Genomic DNA, 22,868 nt, shown 5'->3' with positions numbered 1-22,868 from the left:
GGCGGATCGCCTCGGCGCCGCCCGCCCCCGCTCCGCGTCGCCGCCCCCGGACGTGGGGCGCGTCGCCTGACGCCTGGCGCTTGACGCCCGGCGAGGGGCCAGAAGGGCGGCCGCGCCCTCGTCCGGGGCGGCTCGTGCGTCGGGCCCTCCGCCCGGCGCGTTGCGGGCGCGGCCTGCCCGATCCGCACGCCCTCCCCCGCCCGGCCGCGTCCAGCGCCGGCCCCTGCTGCGGCGAATGCGCGGCGGCGTCCCGCCGGGCGAGCCCGGGGGCGATCTTCCTTGAGAGACCCAGGGCGGCGCGGCTCCGACCGGCGTCGGGAGGCCCTGCGGCGGAAGGCGGTTCAGTCCAGCGGGGGAAGCGTGCCGGCCTCGATGCGCCCGGCCAGCGCGAGGCTCGCCTCGGCCAGGGCCTGGGTCAGGGGGATCGCGCGCATCTGGCGGGGGGTCCACAGGGCGAAGCCCGCGCCCTCGCCCAGCCGGATCGCCTCCGCCGGCGCCGGCAGGCGGGCGAGGTAGGTGTAGAGGCGCATCCGGCTCGCCCGGCCCGAGATCGCGCGCGCCCAGGGGACCAGCCCCCTGGGGGCGAGGTGCAGGCCGGTCTCCTCCAGGAACTCCCGCACGGCGGCCTCGCGCAGGGTCTCGCCCGGCTCGACGCCGCCGCCGAAGGGCGACCAGCGCCCGGCGCCGGCGAGGCCGGGCAGGTCGTCGCGAAGCTGCATCAGGATGCGGCCGGCCTCGTCCACGGCGTAGACCGCGGCGGCGGCCTCCTCGCCCGGACGCTCCCAGGGGGCGGCGAGGGCGAAGGCCTCGTCCGGGTCGCCCTGCGCGGGGCCGAGGGGGCCGGGATGGCGGGTCACTTGCGCCTCATGTGCTCGTCGAGCCGGGGCATGATCTCGACGAAGTTGCAGGGCTTGTGGCGGTAGTCGAGCTGGGCCTGCAGGATCTCGTCCCACGCGTCCCGGCAGGCGCCCGGAGAGCCGGGGAGCGCGAAGAGATAGGTGCCCCCCGCCACGCCCCCGCAGGCGCGCGACTGCACGGCGGAGGTCCCGATCTTGCCCATCGAGACCACAGCGAACACCGTCCCGAAGGCGTCGATCTCCTTCTCGTAGACGTCGCGATGGGCCTCGACCGTCACGTCGCGCCCCGTCAGGCCCGTGCCGCCGGTGGAGATGACCACGTCCACGGCGGGGTCGGCGATCCAGCCGCGCAGGGCCTCGGCGATCCCGGCGCGGTCGTCGGGCACGATCGCGCGGGCGGCCACCGAATGCCCCGCCGCCTCGATCCGCGCGGCCAGCGTGTCGCCGGAGCGGTCGTCGGCGGCGGTGCGGGTGTCCGAGACGGTCAGCACCGCGATGCGCAGCGGGATGAAGGCGCGCTCGGCAGGGCCGCCGTGAGCGGAGGCGTCGGCGTCGGGGGGGGTCATGTCTGGTCCTCCCAGGGTTTCGCGCCGTCCAGCGCGGCGCGCAGCGACAGCAGGTCCCGCCAGCTCTCGCGCTTCTTGTCGGGCTGGCGCAGCAGGTAGGCGGGATGGAAGGTGGGCAGGCAGGGCACCCCGTTCCAGACCCGCCAGCGCCCCCGCAGGCGGGTGATGCCCATGGTCGTCTCCAGCAGCGCCTGGGCGGGGGAGGCGCCCATCAGCACCAGGAACTCCGGCTTCGCCAGCGCCACGTGGCGTTCCAGGAACGGGGCCAGCATCGCGACCTCGTCGCCGGCGGGCCGGCGGTTCTCGATCGGGCGCCAGTAGACGACGTTGGTGATGTAGCAGCCGGTCTCGGGCTCGGCCGAGGCGCGGTCGAGCCCGATCGCCCCCAGCATCAGGTCCAGGAGCTGGCCGGACCGGCCGACGAAGGGTTTCCCGAGCCGATCCTCGTCGCGCCCCGGCGCCTCGCCCACGATCATCACGCGGGCCGCGGCATGGCCGTCCGCGATCACCGTGTTGCGCGCGCCCTTCTTGAGGGGCGAGCCCTCGAAGCTCCGGATCGCCTCGTGCAGCGCCTCGAGCGTCCGGCACGCCGCCGCCGCCTCGCGCGCGGCCTGTTCCGGCGTGGGTTCGGGACCGACGCGGGCCGGGGCCGCGCCGGGCGGGGCGGCGCGCGGGGTGGGCGGGCGGGAGCGCGCCGCCCCGCCCGGCGCGGCGCCGGCCCCCTCGCGCCCCTCGCCGTCCTGCGCCGCCCGCTCGGCCCGCGCGGCGAGGTCGGCGGCGGTCTCGGCGAAGCGGTCGCAGGGGGTCTCCGACAGGGGCTCGTCCGCCCCGCATTCGAGCTGGAAGGCAAGCGCCGCCAGCAGCGCCTCGCGCCCCGCGGCCTGCCACAGGGGGCCGCCCGCGCCCCCGCCTGCGCCGACGCTTGCGCCCGTGTTCGCCTCGTTGTCCATGGACCCTTCCTAACCCGGCCGCGCCGGTCGGCGGAAGCGGGGTCTCGGTCGCGGCCTGCGCGCGCCGCGTCCCGCCCTGCACCGCGTCGTCACGGGGGCGCAGGACTGGACTCCGCGCCCCTTCGCCCCACCGTTGCGTCACGGGCGCGCTGGCCCCTCGGCAGCCTGTTGACGACTTGCCGAGCGGTCATTAACCCCGGAGACGACCCTGCCCCGGCCCGCGCCGGGGCCCGAGAGAATTGCGTCCGCTCCCGCCGATCCGCCGGCGGGGCCGGGCGGCGGACCCCCGCCTTTCGGCGGCCCGGCCTCCGCGCACGAGCCACGAGACGAGGTAGCCAGACATGAGCCAGATCGAACGCGAAACCATGGACGTCGACGTCGTCATCGTCGGCGCGGGGCCGGCCGGCCTCAGCGCCGCGATCCGGCTCAAGCAGCTGGGCGGAGACGAGCTGAACGTCGTGGTGCTCGAGAAAGGCTCCGAGGTCGGCGCGCACATCCTTTCGGGCGCGGTGCTCGATCCCTGCGGGCTGGACGCGCTGATCCCCGACTGGAAGGCCAAGGGCGCGCCGCTGAACACGCCCGTCACCGACGACCGCTTCCTGCTGCTGGGCGAGAACGGGGACGTGAAGATCCCCAACTTCCCGATGCCGCCGCTGATGAACAACCACGGCAACTACATCGTCTCGATGGGCAACGTCTGCCGCTGGATGGCCGAGCAGGCCGAGGCGCTCGGCGTCGAGATCTTCCCCGGCATGTCCTGCTCGGAGCTCGTCTACGGCGAGAACGACGAAGTGGTCGGCGTGGTGGCCGGCGAGTTCGGCAAGAACCCCGACGGCACGCCGGGCGACGGCTACGAGCCGGGGATGGAGCTGCGCGGCAAGTACGTGCTGCTGGCCGAGGGCGTGCGCGGCAGCCTCTCGAAAGTGGCGATCAACAAATACGGCCTCGCCGAGGGCCGCGAGCCGCAGAAATACGGCCTCGGCATGAAGGAGATCTGGGAGATCGACCCCGCCAAGCACAAGGAGGGGACAGTCACCCACACCATGGGCTGGCCGCTGGGCGACAACGCCGGCGGCGGGTCGTTCATCTACCACGCCGAGAACAACCAGATCTTCATCGGCTTCGTGGTTCACCTGAACTACCAGAACCCCTACCTGCGCCCCTACCAGGAGTTCCAGCGCCTGAAGCACCACCCCGCGGTGGCCGAGCTGCTCGAGGGCGGCAAGCGCGTCGCCTACGGCGCCCGCGCGATCACCGAGGGCGGCTGGCAGTCGATGCCCAAGCTGACCTTCCCGGGCGGCGCGCTGCTGGGCTGCTCGGCGGGCATGGTCAACGTGCCCCGGATCAAGGGCAACCACAACGCCATGCTCTCGGGCAAGGCCGCGGCCGAGGCCGTCTTCGCCGCCATCGGCGAGGGCCGGCAGGGCGACGAGGTCACGGCCTACGAGGAGGACGTGCGCACCGGCCCGATCGCGGCCGACCTGAAGCCCGTGCGCAACGTGAAGCCGCTGTGGTCGAAGTACGGGCTGATGGGCGGTCTCGCGCTGGGCGGCGTGGACATGTGGTTCTCGACCCTCTTCGGCGGCACGCTGATGGGCACGCTGGGCCACGGCAAGTCCGACGCCGAGGCCACCCGCCGCGCCCGCCACTACAAGCCCATCGACTACCCCAAGCCCGACGGCAAGCTGAGCTTCGACCGGCTGACCAACGTCTCCTTCGCGAACACCAATCACGAGGAGAACCAGCCCTGCCACCTGAAGCTGAAGGATCCCGAGATCCCGATCGCCTGGACCCTGCCCAAATACGCCGAGCCCGCGCAGCGCTATTGCCCGGCCGGCGTCTACGAGGTGGTCGCGGACGACGACGGATCGAACCCGCGGTTCGTGATCAACTTCCAGAACTGCGTGCACTGCAAGACCTGCGACATCAAGGATCCGGCCCAGAACATCAACTGGACCACGCCCCAGGGCGGCGACGGGCCGAACTATCCCAACATGTGAGCCGCGCCGGCGGCCGCGCACGACCGCAGGGCGGGACCGCGAGGTCCCGCCCTTTTTCGTCGCGCCGCCGCCGGGGCGTCCGCCCGCCGGGACCCGCCGGAGCGGCGAGGCGCGCCGGCCGGACGGGCGCGGGAGGGCCGGGCGCGCCTCAGGGCGTCCCCCGGGGCGTCCCTCGGGGCGCGCTTCAGGGTTCGACGTCGGGGTCGGTCGCCTTGATCCGGGCGGCGATGCGGGCGCTGTCGAGGGGGCCCCAGCCCTCGCGCGCCGTCACCGCGGCCCAGGCGTCGGCGTAGTCGCGCGCGGCGTAGTCGTGGCCGTGGCCCGCGGGCGCGTCGGCGGCGGACAGCATGTCGGCGGCCGTCAGCAGGAAGCTGGTCAGCGGCCGCCAGGCGAACAGCGGCGTCACGTCCGCGCCGCGGGGCGGCTTCATCCAGTCGGGCTCGCGCCACCACATCGCCTCCTCGAAGAAGGCGATGGGGTCCGAGGGGTTGGCCATGAACACGATGCGCAGCGGCCCCCACGGCCCCCCGTAGGCCGCCTCGGGGCGCGAGGGGCCCAGCACGCGCACCAGCGCGCCGTCCTCGAACACCGGCCGCCAGTCGGGCGAGCCCGGCTCCCGGTCGCGGCGGATCTGGCGCCAGAACGGGTTGCGGAAGGTGGGTCCCGCCCACAACGCCCCGTCGATCGGGTCGCGCACCCAGGCGTTGAGCGGCAGCGACGCCTCCGAGCCCAGCGAGCCCAGGCTGAGGCCGAAGACGTAGAGGCGCGGGCGCGTGGCCTCCGGCAGCTCCCGCCAGCGGGCGTGGATCGCGGCGAAGACCTCGCGGGCCGAGGCCTGGGCGAGGCCCGGCTCGAGGATCAGCGACAGCGGGCTCTGCAGGTAGGAGTACTGCACCCCCACCACCGCGGTGTCGCCGTCGTGCATGTATTCCAGCGGGGCGATCGCCTCGTTCTGCAGCCAGCCGGTGCCGGTGGGGGTGGCGACGACCAGGATATTGCGCTCGAAGCCGCCGGCCCGCTCCAGCTCGTCGAGCGCGAGGCGGGCCTGCGCCTCGACGTCGTCGGCGGCGCGCAGGCCGACGTAGGCGCGGATCGGCTGCCGGGCGGGGCGGCCGCTGGCGGCCTCGATGTCGGCGGCGCGGGGGCCTTCGTGGACGAAGCGCTTGCCGGCGCGGCCGAGGTCGTCCCAGGCGATCAGCGAGCCGGGGCCGCTGGAGCGTTCGGGCTCGGCCGGGGGCTGGGCGCCGGGCGGGTCGGCGACGTCGACGGCGGCCTGAACCTGGTCGATCAGGGCGACGGCGCCGCGCACCAGCGTGCCGTCGACGGCGGTGACCAGCAGCGCCACGAAGGCCGCCACCCCCGCCGCCGAGGCCGCCCGCCGCTGCGAGACCCGCAGCGGCGCCCGGGCCGCGGTCTTCAGCCCCCAGGCGAGCAGCGCCCCCAGCCCCAGCAGCACGAGCGCCAGCGCCGCGGCGGCCAGCAGGGTGCGGACGTGGAACATGCTCTCGACCGGGGGCATGCCCATCAGCTCGCGCGTGGCGTTCTGCCAGTCGGCCGAGCGCCAGAGCGCGGCGGCGAGGCCGGCGGCGGCGGCGAGGGTCAGCGCCTGGCCGGCGCGCCGGGCGCCGAGGCGGGCGGGCTCGGGCAGTTCCAGCCAGCGCCAGGCCCAGCGCACGGCCACCGCGAGCCAGGCGCCCAGCGCGAAGGACAGCCCCGCCAGCAGCGCCTGGAACGGCCAGGGCCGCGGGATCAGCGAGGGCGAGAAGGCCAGCGCGCAGACCGACAGCCCCGCCGCCGCCACCAGCCAGGAGAACCAGGCGAAGCGCCGGATGCGCCCGGCCCCGGGCTCCGCCGGCGGCGCGGCCGGGGGCGCGTCCCCCTGCCCCGTCCCCTGCGCGGTTGCGGGCCCGTCACGATGCTCCGCCGCCCGTCCAGTCTCGGACGCGTCCCCCTGCCCGGCGGCCTGTACGGTCGCAGGCCCGCTCTCCTGCCCTGAAGCCTCCGCAGTCACGGGACGTTGCTCCTGCACCGCCTCCTGCGCGGTCCCGGGACCATCGCCTCGCCCGAAAGCCTGCGCGCTCCCGGGATCGGCCGCGGCCATGGGCGCGCCCGGGGGCGCGGCCTCGGCCTCGGCGCCGGCGGAGGATCCGGACGTGCGGGCGCGGATGAGCGGCGCGCGCCGGGGCGCGGCGCCCGGGTCAGGGGATGGCGGCATGGCGCTGCTCCGACGGGCCGGTGGACCGGGACGAGCCTAGACGCCCCCGTCGCCCCGCGGCAACGCCGGCGGAGGCGGCGCGGCGTCCCGAGCGAGTCGCGGCGCGCGACGGCTCAGCCGTCCCCGCCCAACCGGCGGTAGAGGGTCGAGCGGCCGATGCCCAGGCGCCTCGCCGCCTCGGAAAGGTTTCCGCCATAGCGGTTTATGGCGAAGCGGATCGTTTCCGATTCGATTTCCTCGAGGGGTCTGACATGGCCGTCGGTTCCGACCAGCCGCAGGCGGACGTCCGCGGCCGACGCGTCCGATTCCCCAGTTCCGAAGCGTGTCCTCATGTGGCATTCCCGTATCACCCGGTCCGGAAAACGCGGATTCCGCCGCCTTCGCGGCCCCGGTCTTCCACAGAATCGCCGCGAACCTATCCCTCAGTCCCGAATGTGTTGTTAAAACGCGACGTGATGTGAAATCTGCGGCACGGGCGTGGCTTGCGGCGGCTTTGAAAGGTTGATCGTCAAGCGCGAACGTGCGATCCGGTCCCTGAGGGTGCCAACCGTCAGGCCGTCGCCCGAACCCCACAGTGTCCCGGCGGCCGCAGCCGGGCGAACCGAGACGGAGAGAGGGATGAACTACATTTCCCGGATTGTCATGGCGGGCTCTGCGCTGGCTCTGGCCGGCTGCTCGTACCTGCCGGGCGCGAACCTGGCCGGGACCTTCACGGCCGAGGACTACCTCGGGACCAGCATCGAGGGCTCGTCCTTCGACGCCGCGCTGGCCCGTGAGTATCAGGCCCTGGCGGTTCGCTCGGCGCGCACCGACGTGAACTGGATGGACTCGACCGCCTACGTGGCCAAGTCCCAGGCCGCCGCCGCCGGCGGCGTCGCCCCCTGGACCCCCGAGGAGATCGGCGTCGACGCGTCGGGCTACTCCGAGATGGTCGCGGCGGTGAACGCCAACAAGGCCGCCCGCCCCGAGGCGTGCGCCAAGGCCCAGGCCTACTGGGACCAGTACCTGGAGTCGCTGGTCGAGGGCGCCTACGCGTGCGTCTCGGCCGAGGACGCCAAGGCCATGTACGATGAGGCGCTCGCCGCCTGCATCGGCGCCGCCGGCGACCTGACGGTCTACTTCGGCTTCGACCGCGCCGACATCACCGCCGCCGCTCAGGAGGTGATCAACGAGGTCGTCGCCCTGCTGTCCGGCTACGGCTCGCCGCTGGTCTCGATCGTCGGCCACACCGACACCGTCGGTTCGGTCGCCTACAACCAGCGCCTGTCCGAGCGTCGCGCCACCGCCGTGGAGCGCGCCATCCTGGCCCGCGCCTCGTCCGAGGGCGTCAACGCCGGCACCATCACCAAGGCCGGCCGCTCCGAGCTGGAGCTGGCGGTTCCGACCGGCGACAACGTGCGCGAGCCGCGCAACCGTCGCGCCACCATCGCGATCTCCGAGTGATCGCGCTGACCGGCCGGGCCTGACGGCCCGCCGGACGGTCTGACAGAACAGGAACGCCCCGCGGCTCGCCGCGGGGCGTTTCGCTTTGCGCCCCCCCTGCCCGCCCGCCCTCTGCCCGGCCGCCCCCGCCGCGCGCCCGCTCCGGACGCAGGCCGCGGCGAGCGCCGCCGTTCCCCAAGGGCGCGCGCGTCGCGCCGCGGCGGCGCCGTCAGGCGCCAACCCTCGCAGCCCCCGCCGCCCGCGCCGCCCGCGCCGCCCGCCACGGGCGCGACGCCCGCCCCGCCGCGGCGGGCGGAACCGGCCCACGGGCGCAGCCGTCGCGCCGCGGCGCGCGGCCGGCGGGACTCGCCGCCGTCGCGGATCGGGCGCGGCGCGCCGTCCCGCGGCGCCGCGCGCGGGGAGCGCCTTGGCGGAACGGGCCTCGCGCCCCACATCCTCGTCATGACCTTGCATCGCCCCGTTCCCCGCCGCGTCCGGCCCGCCCTGGCCCTCGCAGCCCTCGTCGCCGCCGCGCCGGCGCTCCTCGTCCCGGCGCTCGCCCCCGCCCAGCCGGCGCAGGCCCCCGCCGAGCCGCCCGCGGCCGCGCCCCTGGCCGAGGACGACGGCTGGCTGCCGGAGATCCCCGGCCTCGACGAGATGACCGGCGCCGCGCGCGAGGCCATCGAGCGCCTGCGCGAGGAGCTCGGCCCCGCCCTGCGCCGGATGCGCGACGCCGTCGCCATGCTCGACGACTACGGCGCGCCCGAGATGCTGCCCAACGGCGACATCCTGATCCCGCGCAAGGAGCCTTCGGCCGAGCTCGACCCCGAGGCCGCCCCCGAGGCTGCCCCCGACGCGGCCCCCGGCGCGCGCCCGGAGGCGGACGGGGAAGGCGGCGAGCCGCCCGCCTCCATCGACCTCTAGCGCGCCCGGCCCCCGCGGCCCCTGCGCGCCCCGCCCTTCCGTCCCGCATCCCGCGCGTCTATGTCTGGACGCGACGCATATTTCCGGCCGGCGGCCGCCGCTTCGCCGCCGCGCCCCGGCCGACCCATCCGAAAGGACCTGCCCGATGATCCACGCGCCCCGCCCGCTCCCGCTCCGCGACGCAGCCGAGGCGACGTCCGGCGCGACCCCGCTGGGCGACCTGCCGGAGTGGAACCTCGACGACCTCTACGTCGGCCCCGACGACAAGGCCCTGCGTGCCGATCTCGACGCCGCGCGCGAGGAGGCCGCCAAGCTCGCCGAGGACTACGAGGGCAAGCTCGAGAGCCTCACCGGCGACGAGCTGGGCTGGGCCGTCGCCCGCTACGAGGCGCTGCAGCAGAAGCTGGGCCGGGTGATGAGCTACGCGGGCCTGCGCCTCTACCAGAACACCTCCGACCCGGCGCGCGCCAAGTTCATGGGCGACCGCCAGAACGAGGTGACCGAGATCACCGCGCCGATCGTGTTCCTGACGCTGGAGATCAACCGGCTGTCGGACGAAAAGCTGGACGAGATGGCGGGCGAGAGCCCCACGCTCGCCCGCTACCGCCCCTGGCTGGAGCGGGTGCGCGCCTACCGCCCCTACCAGCTGTCGGACGAGCTGGAGAAATTCCTGCACGACCAGTCGGTCGTCGGCGCCACCGCCTGGAACCGCCTCTTCGACGAGACCATGGCCCGCCTGACCTTCCATGTGGAGGGCGAGGACGAGCCGCTGCCGCTGGAATCCACCCTCACGCTGCTGTCGGACGCCGACCGCTCGCGCCGGGCCGCGGCGGCCGCCGCGCTCTCGGATGTGTTCGCGCAGAACCTGCCCCTCTTCACCCGCATCACCAACACGCTGGCCAAGGAGCACGAGATCGAGTGCCGCTGGCGCAAGATGCCCACGCCCCAGACCGCGCGGCACCTGGCGAACCACGTCGAGCCTGAGGTGGTGCAGGCCCTGCGCGACGCGGTGGTCGCGGCCTATCCGCGGCTCTCGCACCGCTACTATGCGCTGAAGGCGAAGTGGCTGGGCCTCGAGAAGCTGCAGCACTGGGACCGCAACGCGCCGCTCCCCGACGAGCCCGACCGCAAGGTCGGCTGGGAGGAGGCGAAGGCCATGGTGCTCGACGCCTATGCGGGCTTCGATCCGAAGATGGCGGCGCTCGCGCAGCCGTTCTTCGAGAAGGGCTGGATCGACGCGCCGGTGAAGCCGGGCAAGGCGCCGGGCGCCTTCGCGCATCCGACCGTCACCGACGTGCATCCGTATGTGATGCTCAATTACCTCGGCAAGACGCGGGACGTGATGACGCTCGCCCATGAGCTCGGCCACGGGGTCCACCAGATCCTCGCCGCCGAGCAGGGGGAGCTGCTGTCGAACACCCCCCTGACGCTGGCCGAGACGGCCTCGGTCTTCGGCGAGATGCTGACGTTCAGAAAACTGCTGGACGCCGAGACCGACCCGAAGAAGCGGCGCACGCTGCTGGCGGGCAAGGTCGAGGACATGCTCAACACGGTCGTGCGCCAGATCGCCTTCTACGACTTCGAGTGCCGGGTGCATGCCGCCCGCGCCGAGGGCGAGCTGACGGCCGAGGACCTCGGGCGCATCTGGATGGCGGTGCAGACCGAGAGCCTGGGGCCGGCGTTCGAGTTCGCCGAGGGCTACGAGAACTACTGGACCTACATCCCGCACTTCATCCACTCGCCCTTCTACGTCTACGCCTACGCCTTCGGCGACGGGCTGGTGAACGCGCTCTATGCGGTGTTCGAGGAGGGCGAGCCGGGCTTCCAGAAGAAGTATTTCGACCTGCTCGCCGCCGGCGGCTCCAAGGGCCACAAGGAGCTGCTGGCGCCCTTCGGGCTCGACGCCACCGACCCGGAGTTCTGGCAGAAGGGCCTCGGCCTGATCGACCGGATGATCGGCGAGCTGGAGGCGATGGACGTCTGAGCCGTCCGGGGGCGAGGCGACAACGCCCGCCCCCGACCCAGGCCCGCCCGCAGGGCGCCTGCGGGCCGGAGAAGCCGGCCCTCGCCGCAGCCGCCCCCTGCCGCAAGCGGTCTACAGGCGCCCTGCGGGCGGGCCTGGCTGCGGCGCGCGAGGGGCGAAGGCCGCCGCGGCGCCGGAGCCCAGGACAGGACGCGCGCCTCGGAGGCCCCGGGGCGCGCGTTCGGCGTTCCGGATCCGGCCCCCGGGCTCAGGGGGTCAGCAGGCCGTTGAGGAAAGCGGTCTTGCGCTGGGCGTAGCCGCGCGCGATGCCGAGGTCGGAGAAGGCGTCGAAGGCGTGGATGCCGCCGGGGTAGACCGCCATCTCGGCCCGGTTGCCCGCCCCGACCCAGCGCCCGGCCATGGTCATCGTGTCGTCGAGCAGCGGGTCCGCCGTGCCCACCGAGAACAGCGCCGGCGGCATCCCCGTCAGATCGGCGAGGATCGGCGAGAACATCGGGTTCTCGCGGTCCGCCGGATCCGGGATCGACATCTCGGCGAACCAGGTGATCACCGGCGTGTTGAGGATCAGCTTGCGCCCGCCCCAGTTCCGCGCCGAGGCCGCCATGCGCATGTCGTAGCAGCCGTAGGTCAGCACCGCGCCCTTGATGCGCTCCAGCAGCCCGGCCTCGCGCAGCCGCAGCAGGGTGACGGCCGAGAGATGCCCGCCCGCGCTCTCGCCGCCGATGAAATAGGGGACGTCGCCCCAGGGCGCCGTCTCGATCGCCCATTTCGCGGCGGCGAAGCAGTCGTCGGGGCCGGCGGGGAAGGGATGCTCGGGCGCGAGGCGATACTCGATGGAGCAGACCGCGATCCCGCAGGCCTTCGCCAGCCGCTGGTTCTCGCCGTCGTTGTATTTCGACGAGCCCAGCGCCCAGCCGCCGCCGTGGATGTGCAGGTAGACGCCCCGCGGCTCGCCCTCGGGCAGCGAGACGCGCACCCGGCGCTGGCCGCCGGGATAGTCCATCCACTCCGAGCCCTCCAGCGGCCCGTCGATGGGGAACAGGCCGCGGCCCTCCTCGCGCGCCTTGCGGGTGAGCTCGACGGGGACCTCGTTGGTGGCCGGGAACTCGGCCAGCGTCGCCTCGATCTTCGTGAGGAACGCGCGGGTCTCGGCGGAAATCGCTTCGTCGGTGAACAGCGTGGGGTCGATCTGGAGCACTTGGGCCTCCTCCCTGTTGGTTGGGCGGGAGGATGGCCGGGGGCGGTCAGGGGGGCAAGAGGGCGCTTCTGAACTCACCCGGAAACAGGGCCGCGCCTGTTCCCCGGATCCGCCCGTCGCCGAAGATGCCTGAGCGACTCGGCCCGGGCGGTCAAGGACGAGCCGCGCAAGCGCGGTCGCTTCGCGATCCTTGACCGCCCGGGCCGAGTCGCTCTGATCGGCATCAGCGACGGACGGCTCCGGGAAACAGGCGCTCCGCGAGGGGGGCCCTGCGGAGCGCTCGCGGCGGGCGGGGTCAGGCGCCGAGCATGCGGGTGACGATCTCGGTCAGGTCGCGGCTGAGGGCGGGGGCGCGGGCGATGCGCTCCAGCTCGGCGCGGATCAGGGACTGGCGGGCGTCGTCGTAGCGCCGCCAGGTCTCGAAGGCGCCGGCGACGCGGGCGGCGGTCTGGGGGTTGAGGGGATCGAGCTTCAGGAGCCAGTCGGCCAGGAACCGGTAGCCGGAGCCGTCGGCGGCGTGGAAGCAGAAGTGGTTCGTCGAGAAGGCCGCCACCAGCGAGCGGAAGCGGTTGGGGGTCTTCCAGGCGAAGGACGGATCCTCGGAAAGCGTCTTCACCCGGGCCAGCGTGCCCTCGCGCGGGGTGGTGGCCTGCAGGAGGTACCACTTGTCCATCACCAGCGGGTCCGCCTTCCACTCCTCCGCGAAGGCCGCCAGCGCCGGCTCGGCCGCGGGGGCGCCGGCGTGGAGGAGGGCGGCGAGGGCCGGCAGACGCTCGGACATGCTGGGCGCCTTGGCCTGCGCCTCGGCGAGCGACGGTCCCACGGGGCGGCGCGAGAGCAGGCCCAGGCAGGCGTTGCGCAGCGCCCGGCGGCCGGCGGCGGCGGCGTCGGGGGAGTAGGGCCCGGGCGATTCCATCGCGGTGTAGAGGGCGCGCAGCTCCGGCTCCAGCGCCTCGGCGAGCGCAGCCTTGGCGGTCTCGGAGGCGGCGTGGATGGCGTCGGGATCGGCCTGGCGGCCGCGGGCCCAGGTCTCGCGCGCCAGTTCGTCGTCGCCCGGCAGGGTCAGCAGCAGGGCGCGGAAGGCGGGGTCGAGATCGGCGTCGGCGATGGCGAGCCGCAGCGCCTCGGCGAAGGGGGCCACGGGCTCGGCCCCCATCAGCGCCTCCAGCGCCATGGCGCGGGCGGCCTCCCAGCGGTTGAACGGGTCGCTGTCGTGGGCGAGCAGGAAGGCGCGCTCGGCCGCGGTGGAGCGGCGGTCGAGGATCACCGGAGCGGAGAAGCCGCGCAGCAGCGAGGGGACCGGACGCTCGTCGAGATCGAAGGTCCAGGTCTGCTCGGGCTCGGTCAGTTCGAGGACGCCGGGCTCCACCAGCTCGCGGCCGCCCTGCCCCAGCAGGCCGAAGGCGACGGGGATCGCCATCGGCTTCTTGGAGGGCGCGCCGGGGGTGGAGGGGACGTCCTGGCGCAGCGTGAGCGTGTATTTGCCGGGCTTCCAGCCCTCGGAGACCGTGACGCGGGGCGTGCCGGCCTGCGAATACCACAGCTTGAACTGGGTCAGGTCGCGGTTGGTCACGGTCTGGAACACGTCGAGCCACTGTTCGATCGTGCAGGCCTGGCCGTCGTGCCGCTCGAAATAGAGATCCAGCGCCTGGCGGTAGGCCTTGGGGCCCACCATCAGGTGCAGCATCCGGATCAGCTCGGCGCCCTTCTCGTAGACGGTCGCGGTGTAGAAGTTGTTGATCTCGATGAACTGTTCGGGCCGCACGGGGTGGGCCAGCGGCCCCGCATCCTCGCGGAACTGGCGGGCGCGGAGCATCTTCACGTCGTCGATGCGCTTGACGGGCTCGGAGCGCATGTCGGCGGAGAACTGCTGGTCGCGGAAGACCGTCAGCCCCTCCTTCAGGCACAGCTGGAACCAGTCGCGGCAGGTGATGCGGTTGCCGGTCCAGTTGTGGAAGTATTCGTGGGCGATGATGCCCTCGATCAGCTCGTAGTCGCGATCGCCGGCGGTTTCCGGCGAGGCCAGGACGTATTTCGAGTTGAAGATGTTGAGGCCCTTGTTCTCCATGGCCCCCATGTTGAAGTCGTCCACCGCGACGATGTTGAAGACCGAGAGGTCGTATTCGCGGCCATACGCTTCCTCGTCCCAGCGCATCGAGCGCTTGAGCGCGTCCATCGCGTATTCGCAGCGGCTCTCGTCGCCGGGGCGCACCCAGATGCCGAGGTCGACCGCGCGGCCCGAGGCGGTGGTGAAGCGGTCGCGGTGGGCGACCAGGTTCCCCGCCACCAGCGCGAACAGGTAGCTGGGCTTGGGCCAGGGGTCGTGCCACTCGGCGAAGAGGCGACCGTCGGGCAGAGCGCCGGCCTCGCCCGGCTCGCCGTTCGACAGCAGCACGGGGGTCGAGGCGGGGGCCTCGATCCGGACGGAATAGGTGGCCATGACGTCGGGCCGGTCGGGGAAATAGGTGATCTTGCGGAAGCCCTCGGCCTCGCACTGGGTGCAGTAGATGCCGTTGGAGAGGTAGAGGCCCTCGAGCTCGGTGTTCGCCTCGGGGTCGATCTCGACCGTGGTCTCGAGGTCGAAGGCGTCGGGCAGCGGGCCCGCCAGCGTCAGGCCGTCCGCGTCCAGCGCCACGTCGTGGAACACGTCGCGGCCGTCGAGCTTCGCGGCCATCAGCATCAGCTTCTGCCCGTCGAGGCGCAGCGGCCCCTCGGGCCCTTCGCCGCGGATGAAACGGATCTTCGCGTGCACCTTGGCGCCCCGCGGCGCGAGGTCGAAGACCAGCCGGACCGTCTCGGCGCGCCAGGCGGGCGGCGTGTAATCGGCGAGGCGGATCGGCTGCGGGGCGTCCGGACGCATGGAGGTCTCCTCTCTTACGAACGCCTCAGACTTGCAGCGCCCGAGGGCGGGCGCAAGCGCCCCCGGGGGCTGACGCGGGCGCAGGGCGGGGCCGGGCGGCTTCCGGCAGATGAAAACCCGCTCCGCAGCCGCTGGTCGAGAGCGGCCGGCGCGGTCATGGTGCGGGGGACGACTCAGTTTCAGGACACCCCAATGCCCGACCGCATCGACGTCGCCGGCCTGCGCGTGGCGCGCCCGCTCCACCAGTTCATCGAGACCGAGGCGCTGCCCGGCTCCGGCGTGACGTCGGAGGCGTTCTGGGAAGGCCTCGCCGGCATCGTGACCGAGCTGGGCCCGAAACGCGCCGCGCTGCTCGCCCGGCGCGACGAGATCCAGGCGAAGATGGACGGCTGGTGCCGCGAGGCGAAGGGCAAGCCCTGGGACGCGGCGGCCTACCGCGCCTTCCTCGACGAGATCGGCTACATCGTGCCCGAGGGCGAGCCCTTCGCCATCGAGACGCAGAACGTCGACGCCGAGATCGCGCAGATCGCGGGGCCGCAGCTCGTGGTTCCGGTGACGAACGCGCGCTATGCGCTGAACGCGGCGAACGCGCGGTGGGGGTCCCTCTACGACGCGCTCTACGGCACCGACGCGCTGGGGGACCTGCCCGCGGGCAAGGGCTACGACCCGGCGCGCGGGGCGCGGGTGATCGCCTGGGCCAAGGGCTTCCTCGACGAGAGCGCGCCGCTGGCGGGGGGCAAGTGGGCCGACGTCAGCGCGATCCGCATCGAGGGCGGGGCGCTGATCGTGGACGGCGCGGCGGGGGAGACCGGGCTCGCCGATCCCTCCCAGTTCGCGGGCTGCACGGGGGAGGCCGCGGCGCCCGCCTCGGTCCTGCTGCGGCGCAACGGGCTGCTGGCGCAGATCGTGATCGACAGGAGCCACGCGATCGGCGCGACCGATCCGGCGGGGATCGCGGACGTGAAGCTCGAATCCGCGCTGACCGCGATCATCGACTGCGAGGATTCGGTCGCGGCCGTGGACGCCGAGGACAAGGCGCTGGCCTATCGCAACTGGCTGGGCCTGATGAAGGGCGACCTGAGCGAGCAGGTGTCCAAGGGCGGGGAGACCTTCACCCGCACCCTCGTCGACGACTTCGAGGCGACCGGCCCCGACGGCGCCCCCTTCGCCGTGCGCGCCCGGGCGCTGATGCTGGTGCGCAACGTGGGCCTGCTGATGGAGACGCCCGCCGTCCACGGCCCCGGCGCGCAGGAGATCTCGGAGCAGGCGCTCGACGCCATGTGCACCGTGCTCTGCGCCCTGCACGACCTGCGCGGGGCGGGCCGGAACTCGCCCGCCGGCTCGATCTACGTGGTCTGCCCCAAGATGCACGGGCCCGAGGAGGCCGCCTTCGTCTCGGAGGTCTTCGACCGGGTGGAGGCGGCGCTGGGCCTGCCTCGCTACACGGTCAAGATGGGGATCATGGACGAGGAGCGGCGCACGACCGTGAACCTCGCCGAGTGCATCCGGGCCGCGAAGCACCGGGTGGCCTTCATCAACACCGGCTTCCTCGACCGCACCGGCGACGAGATCCACACCTCGATGGAGGCGGGTCCGATGGTGCGCAAGGCCGAGATGAAGGCCCAGCCCTGGATCAAGGCCTACGAGGACTGGAACGTCGACGTGGGCCTGGCCTGCGGGCTGGCGGGCAAGGCGCAGATCGGCAAGGGGATGTGGGCGGCGCCCGACCTGATGGCCGACATGCTGGAGCAGAAGATCGGCCACCCCAGGGCCGGCGCCAACTGCGCCTGGGTGCCCAGCCCGACGGCCGCGACCCTGCACGCGACCCACTACCACAAGGTCGACGCCCGCGCCGTGCAGGCCGGGATCGCGGCCGGGGGGCGCCGCGCGACGCTCTCGGACATCCTCACCGTGCCGCTGGCGGACCGGCCCAACTGGTCGGCCGAGGAGATCCAGGCCGAGCTCGACAACAACGCCCAGGGGATCCTGGGCTATGTCGTGCGCTGGGTGGACGCGGGCGTGGGCTGCTCGAAGGTGCCCGACATCCATGACGTGGGGCTGATGGAGGACCGCGCGACCTGCCGCATCTCCTCCCAGCACATCGCCAACTGGCTGTGCCACGAGGTGGTGAGCGAGGACCAGGTGATGGAGACGATGAAGCGGATGGCCGAGGTGGTCGACCGCCAGAACGCCGGCGATGCGGACTACACGCCCATGGCCCCGGGCTTCCACGGCCCGGCCTTCGCGGCGGCGTGGAACCTGGTGTTCATGGGCCGCACCCTGCCCGCCGGCTACACCGAACCGGTGCTCCACCGCCGCCGCCTCCAGCTCAAGGCGATGCGCCGGGCGGGCTGAGGGCCGGCCTGCGCGGCAGGCCCCGGGTCGCCCCGGGGCCTGCCGCGTCCGGGGCGGGGCGCGGCCGCCCCGCGGGCCCGGGTCAGGCCGCCAGCATCCCCCGGATCTCGTCCAGCAGCGCCAGGCGCTTCTTCTTCAGCGCCTCCAGCGCCAGGTCCTCCATCGGCTGCACGTTGGTCTCGGCGCGGTGAATCTCGCGGTTCAGCACGTGGTAGTCGTCCGAGAGCCGCGCCAGTCGCGGATCCTCGCGCCGCCGCTCGGCGAGCCGGGAGGCGAGGTCCGGAAGGGCCTCGGAAAGTTCGTGCGGAACGTGGGACATCTGGGTCTCCCTTGAGTGTCTGCCCGCCCGGGGGCGACCCCCTGCGAGGGTCCGCCCCCGGGGGGTGGCGCGGACCCTCGCGCGCCGGGCGCCGGCGCGCCTTGATCCCGGTCAAGCGCCGGACGGCGGCGCGGGGACGAGGGCGCGGGCGCGCGGCCATGGGGGCGCGGCGGGACGGCGCCTCGACGTCGCGTCCGGGCTTGGGTATCTTGACGGTTCAGCGACGAAACGGCCCGCGCCCGGCCCCTCAGGCGCCGACGCGGGCTTTCCAGGACCCGGAACTCCGAGAGCCCATGCCCGGCAGAGCCTCCCGCCCCGTGATCGGGGTCATCGCCAACGCCTTCATGATCAACGACACCTTCCCGGTGTCCGCGGCGGGCGAGATGAACCTGCAGGCGGTGGCCAAGGCCGCGGACTGCCTGCCGCTGGTGATCCCCGCCCTGCCCGAGGCGCTGTCGGTCCCCGACCTGCTCGACGCCTGCGACGGGTTCGTGTTCACCGGCGGGCGGGCGAACGTGCACCCCTCGCACTACGGCCATGACGAGACCGAGGCCCACAAGCCCTTCGATCCCAAGCGCGACGGCGTCTCGCTGCCCCTGATCCGCGCCGCCGTCGAGGCCGGGGCCCCGGTGCTGGGCATCTGCCGCGGCTTCCAGGAGATGGCGGTCGCCTTCGGCGCCACGCTCCACCCCGAGATCCGCGACCTGCCCGGGCGCATGAACCACCGCATGCCCCCCGACGGCACGGTCGAGGAGAAGTTCGCGCTCCGCCACAAGGTCGAGTTCCTCAAGGGCGGCGAATTCCACCGCATCCTCGGCGTGACCGAGGCGATGACCAACACGCTCCACGGCCAGGGCGTGATGGAGACCGGCCCCCGCGTGGTGATCGAGGGCACGGCCCCCGACGGCACGCCCGAGGCGCTGTCGATCCGCGACGCGCCGGGCTTCGCGCTGGGCGCGCAGTGGCACGTGGAGTGGATGGCCTGGGAGAGCGCCGTCGGCCAGGCCGTCTACCGCGCCTTCGGCGAGGCCGCCCGCGCCCGCGCCGCCCGCCGCCTCGCCGCCTGAGCCAGCCGCCGCAGCTGCCTGAGCTAGCCGGCCTCCTCGACGCAGCGCCCTGAACTCAGCGCCGTGCGTCTCGGAGGCGGTGAAGCGCCGCGCCTCTGCGGGCGGCGGCGTCGGGCGGCGGTCCAGCCCCGGCGCGCCCGGGCTTCATGGGTCCGGCCCGGTCCGGCTCCCGGGCGGAGGGCCTCGCGCCCCTCAGCCCAGCCAGTCGGGGTCGGCGCGGTCCAGCTCCCGCTCGTCCACGCCCAGCAGCAGCATCGAGGCGCCGCGGACCGAGATCAGCATCCCGCGCGCCGTCTCCTCGACCTGCATCGGGCCCAGCCCACGCGGCGCCGAGAGCCAGTCGCGCGCGGGGTCGAAGTCCACCGCCACGTCCCGCCCGCCGCCGCCGCGCAGCAGGAACCGGTCCGCCCCCTCGCCGCCCGCCAGCCGGTCGCGCCCGGCGCCGCCGTGCAGCAGGTCGGCGCCGGCGCCGCCGAACAGCCGGTCGTTCCCCGCGGCGCCGAGCAGGCGGTCGTCGTCGCCCCCGCCCTCCAGCCGGTCGTTCCCGCGGCCGCCCCACAGACGATCGGCGCCGCCGTCGCCGCGGATCCGGTCGTCGCCATGCTCGCCGTGCAGCCGGTCGCGGCCGCCGCCGCCGAAGACCCGGTCGTCGCCCCAGCCGCCCTGCGCGAGATCCCGCCCGGCGCCGCCGTAGAGCCGGTCGCCGCCCGCGGCCCGCGGGCCCAGCAGCACCGTCTCGGGCCCGTCCTCGCGCGCGTCGCCGTAGAGCGCGTCGTCGCCCCGGCCGCCGCGCAGCAGGTCGGCGCCCGGGCGCAGGTGCAGCCGCGGCTCGAGCACGTCCTGCACGTCGCCGAACAGCAGGTCGTCGCCCCGCCCGCCGCGCAGCACGTCGTCGCCGCAGTAGAGCCGCGAGAGACCGTCGGCCAGCAGCACGTCGCCGGCCAGCGCCCCGGCCGCCTCGCGCGGGGCGATCAGCAGGTCGTCGCCGCCGCGCAGCAGCCAGCCGCGGCCCAGGTGGCCCACGTCGCCCACCAGCACCGGCGCGTCCGGGCGGCGCACGCCCTCGAGCGCGTCGCGGGCGTCCAGCCGGTCGTCGCCCGCCCGCAGGAGCGCGGCGTCATAGTCGACCTTGTCGACGGTCGAGGCGACGTCGCCCCAGACCTGCACCGCGCCGCGGGATTCGATGCGCAGGTCGTCGTCGCCCATCCGCACCTGGAACACCGTCGCGGGGACCAGCCAGAAGTCCCCCGCCGCCTGCCGCCCGCCGGTCCCTGCGAACAGGAACACGTCCGCGCGCCCGCGGTCGCCGTCGACCGCCATGACCGCGTCGCCGAACAGGCGCACGTCCCCCGCCCCGTCGACCCGGAACCGGTCCTCGCGCGCGAGCATGTGGTCGAAGGCCGCGCCAGGCGGCCCGTCGCCCGCCAGCAGACCCACGCGGATCGACGGCCGGTCGGCCTCGACCGAGAGCGTCGTGCCCTCGGTCACCGCGAGCGTCAGGGTCTCGGCCCGGCCGGAGGGCCTGTCGGAGAGGTTCACCGAGATCGCGCCCGAGGGGCCGATCGCCGTCGCCGCGCGTCCGGCGGCGGTGGTCCATTCGTAGCGCGCCGTGGCGGAATCGTCGCTGAGTTCGCCTGCGCCGTCGCGGCCGAAGCCCGCGGACAGGTAAAGCAGGTCGGCGTCGTCGTCGCCGGTCACCGTCAGTCGGGCCATCCTGCTCCCCTGCAGGACCGCGCCCCACGTTTCCCTCGCGCACAGGGTGAGGGCGCAGGGGCGATCCGTCAACCGGGAAGCGAAGCGCGCCGGCGCGCGGCGGCCCGGCTTGTCGGGCGGCCGGTCGGCGCCTAGGCTGCGCGCGGGGCCGCCCGGCGGCCTCCAACAGGCGCCTCTGCGCGCAACTTGGGAGGATGAGCGATGACCCTGACCGCAGCCGAGCAGGCGCTGGTGGCGAAGGCGCGCGCCTTCGCCGACGACGTGCTGGTCCCCGCCGCCGAAGCCTGCGAGCGCGAGCGGCGCGCAGACCTCGACGCCCTGCGCCTGGCCGCCGAGGCGGGCTTCGCCGGCATCCAGGTGCCCGAGGCGCTGGGGGGCCTGGGCCTCTCCTTCGCGTGCAAGTCGGAGATCGCCGAGCAGTTCGCCCGCGCCTGCTTCGGCTTCTCGATGGCGATCCTGAACACCCACAACACCGCCTGGCGGCTGGCGCGGCTGACCGACAACCCGCTGGCGCAGAGCCGCGTCGCGCCCATGCTGCGCGGCGAGGCCACCGGCTGCGCGGCGCTGACCGAGCCGGGCGCGGGCTCCGACTTCGCCGCGATCCGCACCACGGCGCGGCTGCGCGACGACGGCTCGTGGGTGCTGAACGGCGAGAAGGCCTGGATCACCAACGCGCAGCACGCCTCGACCTCGATCTGCTTCGCGCAGACGGGGGAGATCGGCGACGCCGCGGGCATCGCCGCCTTCCTCGTGCAGGCGGAGAAGCCGGGGTTCGCGCGCGTCGAGGGCTCGGGCAGCTGGGGGATCTTCGCCAACGGCCTGGGCGGCTACCGGCTGGAGAATTACGAGGCGCCGCCGGAGGCGGTGATCTCGCAGCCCGGCACGGCCTTCAAGCAGATCCTGACCGAGATCAACGGCGCGCGGATCTACGTGGCGGCGATGTGCCTGGGCATGGTCGACGCGGGGCTGGATTCGGCCGCCGCCTACGGGCGGTCCCGGCCGCTCTTCGGCGCGGCGCTGGAGGCGAAGCAGGGCTGGCGCTGGCGGCTCGCCGCGGCGGAGGCGGAGCTCGCGGCCGCCCGCGCCCTGGTGCGCAAGGCCGAGGCCGCGCATTCGGCCGGCGAGGACACCCAGCTCATCGCCGCGCAGGCGAAATACGTGGGCATCCAGCTCGCGAACCGCTGGGTGCCGGAGCTGCTGCACGCCCACGGCGCCTCGGGGCTGGGAGAGCGCTCGATGTTCGCCCGCCACATGGCCGGGATGCAGGCCGCGAGCTTCGCCGACGGCTCGACCGAGATCATGCTGGAGCGGATCGGGCGGCTTTCAGGGCGCTGAGACAGGCGGGCCCGCCGGCCGGGGCGGCCGGCCGGCGGGTTCTTCACCTGCGGGCGCCGGCCGGGCCCCCGGCTCAGCCGGCGCGCCAGGGGCCGGGGATCACGAAGGTCTCGTCGGCGCGATAGTAGCCGCCGTCCTTCACCTCCTCGATCAGGACCATGGTGTGCGGGCGGGCGGCCTCGGAGAAGTATTCGACCATCAGCGCGGTCACCCGCCGGCCGATCTCGGCCTTCTGCTCGGCGCTGAGCGCCGCCTCGGGGGTCTTGATGTTCACGAAGGGCATGGGGCGTCTCCTTGGGAGGGGGGCGGCGGTCAGACCACGCCGCCGTTGGCGCGGATCGTCTGGCCGCTGATCCAGGCGGCGTCGGGCCCGGCGAGGAAGGCCACGACCGGGGCGATGTCGCCGGGCGCCCCGAGGCGCCCGGCGGGGTTCATGGCGGCGATGCGGGCGACGAGCTCGTCGCTCTTGCCCTCGAGGAACAGCTCGGTCGCGACCGGGCCGGGGGCGACCGCGTTCACCGCGATCCCCTTCGGCCCCAGCTCCTTGGCGAGCACGCGGGTCGCGGCCTCGAGCCCCGCCTTGGTGGCCGCATAGACGCCGTAGCCGGGCTGGCTCAGCCCCACCACGGAGGAGGAGAGCGCGACGATGCGCCCGCCCCGCGGCAGGCGCCGCGCCGCCTCGCGCATCAGGCGCAGGGGGGCGGCGAGGTTGAGGGCGAGCTGGGCCTCGAGATCGGCGTCGGAGAGCGCCTCCAGCGGCGACAGCGCCATCATGCCGGCGTTGGCGACCAGCACGTGGACGGGGCCGAGCGCGGCCTCGGCGGCCGCGAACAGGGCCGCGGCGGCGGCGGGGTCGGCGAGGTCGGCCTGCACCGGCTCGGCCCGGCCGCCGGCCGCGCGGATCTCGGCGGCCACCGCCTCGGCGGCGCGGGACGAGCGGACGTAGTGGACGGCCACGGCGAAGCCGTCGGCGGCGAGCCGGCGGGCGATCTCGGCCCCGATCCCGCGGGAGGCGCCGGTGACGAGGGCGACGGGCTGGCGATGCGTCATGGGATGCTCCTTGCTGCCTTGGGGGGAGATCTGGCCCGGCGGCTCATGCGGAA

At 74.2% G+C, this 22,868-nt stretch carries 18 protein-coding genes; 7 read left to right on the top strand and 11 right to left on the bottom strand.

Going from position 1 to position 22,868, the window contains the following annotated elements:
- Window positions 1–341 precede the first annotated feature (341 nt).
- From BM064_RS24015 to BM064_RS24005, 3 genes are read right to left on the bottom strand one after another with little or no spacing between them, the layout of a single operon-like run.
- The gene (locus BM064_RS24015) at window positions 342–857 is read right to left on the bottom strand and encodes an NUDIX domain-containing protein (protein ID WP_245779274.1); all 516 of its coding nucleotides are present in this window, start codon (window positions 855–857) and stop codon (window positions 342–344) included.
- Window positions 854–1,423 carry a molybdenum cofactor biosynthesis protein B gene (moaB, locus tag BM064_RS24010; RefSeq protein ID WP_092865206.1) on the bottom strand — a complete coding sequence of 190 codons (570 nt, stop codon included), beginning with the start codon at window positions 1,421–1,423 and terminating at the stop codon, window positions 854–856. Before moaB ends, BM064_RS24015 begins: the two co-directional genes overlap by 4 nt.
- Window positions 1,420–2,373 carry a uracil-DNA glycosylase gene (locus tag BM064_RS24005; protein WP_092865203.1) on the bottom strand — a complete coding sequence of 318 codons (954 nt, stop codon included), beginning with the start codon at window positions 2,371–2,373 and terminating at the stop codon, window positions 1,420–1,422. The genes moaB and BM064_RS24005 overlap by 4 nt, the downstream gene beginning before the upstream one ends.
- A gap of 341 nt (window positions 2,374–2,714) precedes the next feature.
- On the opposite strand from BM064_RS24005, the gene BM064_RS24000 reads away from it, so the two are divergent.
- Window positions 2,715–4,373, top strand: coding sequence for an electron transfer flavoprotein-ubiquinone oxidoreductase (locus tag BM064_RS24000; RefSeq protein WP_092865200.1), 1,659 nt, complete (start codon window positions 2,715–2,717; stop codon window positions 4,371–4,373).
- Between the two features lie 184 nt (window positions 4,374–4,557).
- Here the strand turns inward: BM064_RS24000 and BM064_RS23995 are convergent, their stop codons facing one another.
- Together BM064_RS23995 and BM064_RS23990 are read right to left on the bottom strand one after the other, a co-directional pair.
- Window positions 4,558–6,384 carry an alpha/beta hydrolase gene (locus BM064_RS23995; RefSeq protein ID WP_143103435.1) on the bottom strand — a complete coding sequence of 609 codons (1,827 nt, stop codon included), beginning with the start codon at window positions 6,382–6,384 and terminating at the stop codon, window positions 4,558–4,560.
- 317 nt (window positions 6,385–6,701) lie between these two features.
- A complete protein-coding gene (locus BM064_RS23990; protein ID WP_092865194.1) occupies window positions 6,702–6,920 on the bottom strand; it encodes a helix-turn-helix domain-containing protein in 219 nt (72 codons plus the stop codon).
- Window positions 6,921–7,206: 286 nt separating this feature from the next.
- Here BM064_RS23990 and BM064_RS23985 point away from each other — a divergent pair, with 286 nt between their 5' ends.
- From BM064_RS23985 to BM064_RS23975, 3 genes are all read left to right on the top strand, one after another.
- Window positions 7,207–8,031, top strand: coding sequence for an OmpA family protein (locus tag BM064_RS23985; protein ID WP_092865191.1), 825 nt, complete (start codon window positions 7,207–7,209; stop codon window positions 8,029–8,031).
- Between the two features lie 441 nt (window positions 8,032–8,472).
- A complete protein-coding gene (locus BM064_RS23980; protein ID WP_092865188.1) occupies window positions 8,473–8,934 on the top strand; it encodes a hypothetical protein in 462 nt (153 codons plus the stop codon).
- Between the two features lie 145 nt (window positions 8,935–9,079).
- Window positions 9,080–10,918: a M3 family oligoendopeptidase gene (locus BM064_RS23975; RefSeq protein ID WP_092865185.1), complete on the top strand. Its 1,839-nt coding sequence runs from the start codon at window positions 9,080–9,082 to the stop codon at window positions 10,916–10,918.
- A gap of 247 nt (window positions 10,919–11,165) precedes the next feature.
- Here BM064_RS23975 and BM064_RS23970 read toward each other — a convergent pair whose 3' ends face one another.
- Complete coding sequence (locus BM064_RS23970) at window positions 11,166–12,116, bottom strand: alpha/beta hydrolase (RefSeq protein ID WP_092865182.1); 951 nt, start codon at window positions 12,114–12,116, stop codon at window positions 11,166–11,168.
- 295 nt (window positions 12,117–12,411) lie between these two features.
- Window positions 12,412–14,976: an aminopeptidase N gene (gene pepN, locus BM064_RS23965; protein ID WP_092865179.1), complete on the bottom strand. Its 2,565-nt coding sequence runs from the start codon at window positions 14,974–14,976 to the stop codon at window positions 12,412–12,414.
- 192 nt (window positions 14,977–15,168) lie between these two features.
- On the opposite strand from pepN, the gene BM064_RS23960 reads away from it, so the two are divergent.
- Complete coding sequence (locus BM064_RS23960) at window positions 15,169–17,331, top strand: malate synthase G (RefSeq protein ID WP_092865176.1); 2,163 nt, start codon at window positions 15,169–15,171, stop codon at window positions 17,329–17,331.
- 82 nt (window positions 17,332–17,413) lie between these two features.
- Here the strand turns inward: BM064_RS23960 and BM064_RS23955 are convergent, their stop codons facing one another.
- The gene (locus BM064_RS23955; protein ID WP_092865172.1) at window positions 17,414–17,650 is read right to left on the bottom strand and encodes an HP1242/YdcH family protein; all 237 of its coding nucleotides are present in this window, start codon (window positions 17,648–17,650) and stop codon (window positions 17,414–17,416) included.
- A 293-nt stretch (window positions 17,651–17,943) separates the two neighbouring features.
- On the opposite strand from BM064_RS23955, the gene BM064_RS23950 reads away from it, so the two are divergent.
- Complete coding sequence (locus BM064_RS23950; RefSeq protein WP_092865169.1) at window positions 17,944–18,717, top strand: gamma-glutamyl-gamma-aminobutyrate hydrolase family protein; 774 nt, start codon at window positions 17,944–17,946, stop codon at window positions 18,715–18,717.
- A 192-nt stretch (window positions 18,718–18,909) separates the two neighbouring features.
- Here BM064_RS23950 and BM064_RS23945 read toward each other — a convergent pair whose 3' ends face one another.
- Window positions 18,910–20,430: a calcium-binding protein gene (locus tag BM064_RS23945; RefSeq protein ID WP_092865166.1), complete on the bottom strand. Its 1,521-nt coding sequence runs from the start codon at window positions 20,428–20,430 to the stop codon at window positions 18,910–18,912.
- A 201-nt stretch (window positions 20,431–20,631) separates the two neighbouring features.
- Here BM064_RS23945 and BM064_RS23940 point away from each other — a divergent pair, with 201 nt between their 5' ends.
- On the top strand, window positions 20,632–21,765 hold the full coding sequence (locus BM064_RS23940; protein WP_092865163.1) for an acyl-CoA dehydrogenase family protein: 1,134 nt from the start codon (window positions 20,632–20,634) through the stop codon (window positions 21,763–21,765).
- A 73-nt stretch (window positions 21,766–21,838) separates the two neighbouring features.
- On the opposite strand, the gene BM064_RS23935 is transcribed toward BM064_RS23940, so the two are convergent.
- Window positions 21,839–22,048 carry a tautomerase family protein gene (locus BM064_RS23935; protein WP_092865160.1) on the bottom strand — a complete coding sequence of 70 codons (210 nt, stop codon included), beginning with the start codon at window positions 22,046–22,048 and terminating at the stop codon, window positions 21,839–21,841.
- Between the two features lie 29 nt (window positions 22,049–22,077).
- Entirely contained in the window at window positions 22,078–22,815 is a 738-nt protein-coding gene (locus BM064_RS23930) for an SDR family oxidoreductase (RefSeq protein WP_092865157.1), read from the bottom strand.
- Between the last annotated feature and the right edge of the window lie 53 nt (window positions 22,816–22,868).

It is taken from the genome of Albimonas pacifica (assembly GCF_900113695.1).
Taxonomy (GTDB): domain Bacteria; phylum Pseudomonadota; class Alphaproteobacteria; order Rhodobacterales; family Rhodobacteraceae; genus Albimonas; species Albimonas pacifica.
This window is presented reverse-complemented; position numbering and strand designations above follow the sequence as displayed.